Here is a 5,390-nt window from a genome sequence, read left to right as displayed (position 1 = left end):
CCGCGACGCAGTCGGGCCGGACGGGCGCGAGGCGCGCTGCGTGCCGGCGCGCGACCTCGACCGGAGCGGCCGCCGGAGGCAGGCCGACCGGTCCCGTCGTGCTGATCCTTCGGCACCGCGTTCCCCCGCCTTTCGGCTGCTCGGGCCCCTACTTTCGGTGAGTCGGTCGCGGTCGGCGCATCCATTGAGGATCGGTTCGTGACCATTTCACCCCCCAGTGTCGCCCCGGCCCGTCACTTGCGCAGACCACTGGACGTTACCGGAGTAAGTCGACGACTGAGCCACCCGACGCCGGGCGGGATCACGCACTGGGCAGACCGGAAATCGTACAAGAAGTTTCACATTCTGGCGGCGCTTCCGAGGCACTTCCCACCACTGGGTGAAGTCAGCGTATGGCGGAGCGTAGCCAGGAGTAGCACCTGAGTATGGGAAAAGCGGGACACGCGCGTTCCGCAGCGGTGCCGGGGGGAGAACGTCCATGAGTGTCATCCGACCGACGACCGTAGAGGTCGAGACGTCGCTAAGGCTCGTCGCACCTGACGCCACCGCCTTGCCGGTGCGTGCCAGTTTGCGTTACGACCCTGCTGACCCGTATGCGGTCCATGTCCTGTTCCACGCCGAATCCGCCGGTGGCGAGGCCGTCAGTTGGTCCTTCGCCCGCGAACTGCTGGTGACCGGTCTCGACGAACCGGCCGGCATCGGCGACGTCCGGGTCTGGCCCTGGGCCACCCCGCGCGGCGACTTCGTCGCGCTGGCGCTGTCGTCACCCGACGGCAACGCGCTCTTCGAGGTGCCGCGCAGCGTGCTGGTGCGCTTCCTGCGGCGGACCTACGTCGTCGTCCCGCGCGGCCGCGAGGCCGAGCACCTCGACGTCGACACGGCGGTGAACCGGCTGCTCGCCGGCCGCTGACCCATCCGATCGGAGCCGCGCGGATCTGCCGAGTCCGCGCGGCTCCCGCTCACCCGCGACCGGGTACGCCTCAGCCGTGCGTGGTCAGGCCGCCGTCGACGGGAATCACCGCGCCGGTCAGGTACGCCCCGGCGCGCGACGACAGGTAGATCGCCGTGCCCGCCATGTCCTCCGGGCGGCCGATCCGGCCCAGCGGCACCTGCTGTTCGATCGCCGAACGGGACGCCGGGTCCTGCAGGGCGAACGCCATCATCTTGCTCTCGAACGGGCCAGGGGCGATCGCGTTGACCGTGATCTGCTCACCGGCCAGCTGGTGGGCCAGGCTGCGGGTCAGCATGTGCACGGCGGCCTTGGTGGCCGAGTAGGCGTACACCTCCATGAACGGCACCCGGATGCCGTCGACCGAGCCGATGTTGATCACGCGGGCCGGGTCGTCGGCGGTGGCCGCGGCGCGCAGCGCGGGCAGCAGTGCGGTGGTGAGCCGGAAGACCGCCTTGACGTTCACCGCCCAAAGCTTGTCGAACGCGCTCTCCGGGTACGCCTCCAGCGGCGCGCCCCAGGTCGCGCCCGCGTTGTTGACCAGCACGTCGAGCCGGTCGCCGGTGCGCTCCCGCACGGCCACGGCGAGCCCCTCGGCCCCCGCGTCGTGGCTCAGGTCGGCCGGCACGCCCTCGCAGCGCCCCTCGGCGGAGAGTTCCTTGGCCACCGCCGCGCAGACGTCGGCCTTGCGGGACGAGACGATCACCCGGGCACCGGCCTGCACGAAGCCCCGGGCGATCATCAGCCCGATCCCCCGCGTGCCGCCGGTGACCAGGACCGTCTTGTCGGCGACCGAGAACAGCTCCGTCATGCCCATCCCTCGCGAGTCGGTGGACCTACCGCTCGGTAACGTAACCGCGCCTCCGACCGGGGACAACCCCGCGTACGCGACACCCCGGTCCCGTCGCCGGGATGCGACCACCCCCACCTCCGGTTACCGTCGCAGGTGATGGTCCCTTCCGGTCAGCTCTCCCCGGCAACCCACCCCGACCTGCCCACCGCCGAGATCGACCTGCTCGACCTCGGTGACCTCGCCCCCGAGCCCGGGTGGCGCCGCCCGGCGCTGCTCGACGCGGATCTGCTGATCCTGGTCACCGGCGGCCACGGCACGGCCGAGCTGGACTTCCGCCCGCTGCCGTGCCGGCCGGGCACGCTGCTGCGGGCCAGCCCCGGCCAGGTGCTGCGCTGCACCCCGCAGCTCGACGCGACGGTGGTGCGCTGGCGCGGCGAGACGCTGCGCGGCCTGGACGTCGACCCCGACGCCGTGCCGACCCACCACCAGCTCGCCGGCGAGGACGAGGACGCGGTGATCAACGAGGTCAGCCAGTTGGCGGTGGACAGTCGCCGGCACCGCGCCGACCCGGCCGCCCAGCCCCTGCTCCGCCACGAGCTGGCCGTGCTGCTGCTGCGCCTGGCGCTGCTCCCCACCGACCGCCCCGGCGGCGCCGACGGCGGGCCGCACCGGTCGGAGCTGGCCACCTTCCACCGGCTGTGCCGGGAGATCGAGCGCGGCTACCAGCACACCCGCCGGGTCGAGGACTACGCCGCCCAGTTGGGCTGCTCGGTGCGTACCCTGACCCGCGCCTGCCTGGCGGTGACCGGGCGCAGCGCCAAGCAGGTGGTGGACGAGCGGGTCGCGCTCCAGGCCAGCCGGCTGCTGGCCGCCACCGACGAGCCGGTGGCCCGGATCGGTCGCCGGCTGGGCTTCCCCGAGCCGACCAACTTCGGCCGCTTCTTCACCCGCGAGGTCGGGGTGAGCCCGGGGGCGTTCCGGGCCGCGCGGGAGCAGCCGCTGCGACGGATCGTCCGGCAGCGTCGGCCCGCCGACCCGGCGGACTGAGCCGGGCGGGCATGATGGCGGGGTGCAGATCTCCGCGCGCGGCGACTACGCGGTACGGGCGGCGCTGAGCCTCGCCACCGCGTACCCCCTCGCTGCTGTCCACCCAGGCGATCGCCACCGAGCAGGACATGCCGCGCAAGTTCCTGGAGGCCGTCCTGGCCGACCTGCGCCGGGCCGGCGTCGTGCGGGCCCAGCGCGGCGCGGAGGGCGGCTACACGCTGGCCCGGCCACCCCGCGAGGTCACCGTCGGGGCGATCCTGCGGGCTGTGGAGGGCCCGCTGGCCGGGGTGCGCGGCCTGCGCCCCGAGGAAACCCGCTACGAGGGTTCGGCGGAGAACCTCCCCCGGCTCTGGGTGGCCGTGCGAGCCGCCGTCCGGCAGGTGCTCGACGAGGTCAGCCTCGCCGAGGTGGTGAGCGGCCGACTGCCCGCACACGTCCGAAAGCTGACCGCTCTGCCCGACGCCTGGGAGCCCCGCTGATGTCCACCCCCACCCTGCGCACCGACCGGCTGCTGCTGGAGCCCTACCGCCGGGCCGACGCCGACGATTTCGTCGCCCTGCTCAGCGATCCGGAGGTGGCCCGGTACATGGGCGACGGCCCGATGACTCCCGCCGACGCCGCCGCCCTGTTCGGGCGGGTGTTCACCACGGTCTACGCCGAGGACCTGTTCGACGTCTGGGCGGTGCGCCGCGACGGCCGGTACGTCGGGCACGCCGAGATCAAGCACACCGACCAGGTCGACGGCCACGAGCTGGTGTACGCCCTGGCGAAGCCGGCCTGGGGCGCCGGCCTCGGCACCGAGCTGGCCCGGGCCCTGGTCCGGTACGGCTTCGACACCCTCGACCTGACCCGGGTGCACGCCACCGTCGCCGAGGCCAACACGGCCTCGCTGGCTCTGCTGGCCAAGGTTGGCTTCGTCCACCAGCGGGACGTCACCGAGGACGACGGCAGCGTCACCCGGGTCCTCGCCGTCGACCGCGCGCCGATGCCCGCCTGAGCCGACGCCGGCGCGCGTCCCCGAATCACAGCGTCCGGATCACCTCCTCGGCGGCCAGCCGGGGCAGCCGGTCGTGCCAGGCGTCCCGGGCTGCCGATGTTGACCAGCAGCAGCGCCGAGCCGCGTTCACCGCCCCGCAACACCTACCTGCTGAGCCCGGCGACCGTCCAGAGCGGATCCGCGGCAGGTTTCGCAAATCGTCGGTTCGGGCATGTTCGATGACGTCAGAGCAGGGCATGACAGGGAAGGCGAGGGGAGCCCACGATGGGTCTGATGTTCCGCAAGCGCAAGAAGTACGGGCCGATCATCCTGAACTTCACCGAGAACGGTTTCTCCTCGTGGAGCATCAAGATCGGTCGCTGGTCCTGGAACTCCAAGGCCAAGGCGCACCGCGTCGACCTGCCGGGGCCGCTCTCCTGGAAGCAGGACAAGACCCGGGCGTGACGTCCCGAGGTCGAGCGGGGTGCCGGTGAATCACCGGCACCCCGCTCGACGTTCGGCGGCCCGTACCCGCGACCCCCGGCCCGGTCGGCGGCTTCGCCGTTCCGCCGCTGGCGGCGATGTGCGGGGCGCAGAATCGCCGCATGAGCGGCGACGGGCCCACCGGCGGGAGCTGCGGCGGGCGGTGGGCGCCTGCCTGCTGCTGGTGCTCGCCTACTTTCTGGTGCCGGTGGCGCCCGACCCGAACGGGCTGCGGCTGGCCCTGCGCTCGGCCGGCACCCTGCTGCTGGTCCTGATCGTCTCCCTGCTCGTCACCGGCCAGGTACGCCGGCAGCTCGCCGGCCGGGCACCCACCGGGGACCAGGAGATCCGCGCGCTGATCCGGCTCGGCGTCGCGCTGGTCGCGGGCGTGCTCACCTTCGCCCTCGCCGACTACGTGGTGGCGCGGAGCAGCGCCGGGGAGTTCGCCGGCCTCGAGACCCGCGTCGACGCGCTCTACTTCGCGCTGGCCACCCTGACCACCGTCGGCTACGGCGACGTGAACGCCCAGGGGCAGGTCGCCCGGGCGGTGGTCTGCGGGCAGATGGTGTTCAGCATCGCCGGTGGTGGCCACCGGCGTGTCGGTGCTGGTCAGGCAGTTGACCGGGCGCCTGCGGCCGGGCCGGCGGTGATCAGCACGTCGCCGCCGAGCCGGCCGTGCTCGGGGTCGCGGCGCACCGCGCCGGAGTGCAGCAGGCTGGTGAGCGCGCCGACGGTGTCCGCGGCCCGGTAGACGGTCGCGGTGAGGGTGTGCCGGCGCAGCTCGGTGACCGTACGCGGCCGGAGCGGGCCAGCTCGGCCAGCAGCTCGCGGCGCAGCGGCCCCGGCTCGGGGTGCAGGGCGATGTCGAGCAGCCCGCCGGCCGGGTCCTCGGGGTCGCGGTAGCGCACCCCGGCGAACTCGTCGACCTCCCACAGCGCGTCCTTGAACGCCTCCAGGCTCTTCTCCAACCCGGTGCCGAACGCGACCCGCCGGGCCGGCGACCCGTCGGCCGGCACCAGCTCGACCTCGGTGACCAGCGCAAAGCCGGTGTCGGTCAGCGCCGGCCGCAGCGACGCCGGCGCGGGGGCGCTGAGCAGCAGCTCGGCCGGGCGACCGGTCGCCGCGGCGGCCAGCAGCGCCGG

General features: G+C 73.6%; 6 protein-coding genes and 2 pseudogenes. 6 read left to right on the top strand and 2 right to left on the bottom strand.

Going from position 1 to position 5,390, the window contains the following annotated elements; translation table 11 throughout:
- The first annotated feature begins 478 nt into the window (after positions 1 to 478).
- Complete coding sequence (locus JNW89_RS26650) at positions 479 to 910, top strand: SsgA family sporulation/cell division regulator (RefSeq protein WP_007457244.1); 432 nt, start codon at positions 479 to 481, stop codon at positions 908 to 910.
- A 70-nt stretch (positions 911 to 980) separates the two neighbouring features.
- Here the strand turns inward: JNW89_RS26650 and JNW89_RS26645 are convergent, their stop codons facing one another.
- Positions 981 to 1,760, bottom strand: coding sequence for an SDR family oxidoreductase (locus JNW89_RS26645; RefSeq protein ID WP_238451072.1), 780 nt, complete (start codon positions 1,758 to 1,760; stop codon positions 981 to 983).
- Between the two features lie 138 nt (positions 1,761 to 1,898).
- Between JNW89_RS26645 and JNW89_RS26640 the strand changes: the two genes are divergently transcribed.
- From JNW89_RS26640 to JNW89_RS37820, 5 genes and pseudogenes are all read left to right on the top strand, one after another.
- On the top strand, positions 1,899 to 2,789 hold the full coding sequence (locus tag JNW89_RS26640) for a helix-turn-helix transcriptional regulator (RefSeq protein ID WP_238451070.1): 891 nt from the start codon (positions 1,899 to 1,901) through the stop codon (positions 2,787 to 2,789).
- A 22-nt stretch (positions 2,790 to 2,811) separates the two neighbouring features.
- Positions 2,812 to 3,268 (top strand): annotated as a pseudogene (locus JNW89_RS26635) (RrF2 family transcriptional regulator).
- The gene (locus JNW89_RS26630; RefSeq protein ID WP_238451066.1) at positions 3,268 to 3,786 is read left to right on the top strand and encodes a GNAT family N-acetyltransferase; all 519 of its coding nucleotides are present in this window, start codon (positions 3,268 to 3,270) and stop codon (positions 3,784 to 3,786) included. The pseudogene JNW89_RS26635 and the gene JNW89_RS26630 overlap by 1 nt, the downstream one beginning before the upstream one ends.
- 264 nt (positions 3,787 to 4,050) lie before the next feature.
- Complete coding sequence (locus JNW89_RS26625; RefSeq protein WP_088963206.1) at positions 4,051 to 4,230, top strand: DUF4236 domain-containing protein; 180 nt, start codon at positions 4,051 to 4,053, stop codon at positions 4,228 to 4,230.
- A gap of 19 nt (positions 4,231 to 4,249) precedes the next feature.
- Positions 4,250 to 4,999 (top strand): potassium channel family protein, encoded by a 750-nt coding sequence (locus JNW89_RS37820; RefSeq protein WP_309140031.1) that lies wholly within the window; start codon positions 4,250 to 4,252, stop codon positions 4,997 to 4,999.
- Here JNW89_RS37820 and JNW89_RS26615 read toward each other — a convergent pair.
- Positions 4,897 to 5,390: pseudogene (locus tag JNW89_RS26615) on the bottom strand (hypothetical protein); the annotation flags it as partial. The gene JNW89_RS37820 and the pseudogene JNW89_RS26615 sit on opposite strands and share 103 nt — an antisense overlap.

The sequence above is a fragment of the Micromonospora sp. 4G55 genome, from assembly GCF_016803375.1.
This window is presented reverse-complemented; position numbering and strand designations above follow the sequence as displayed.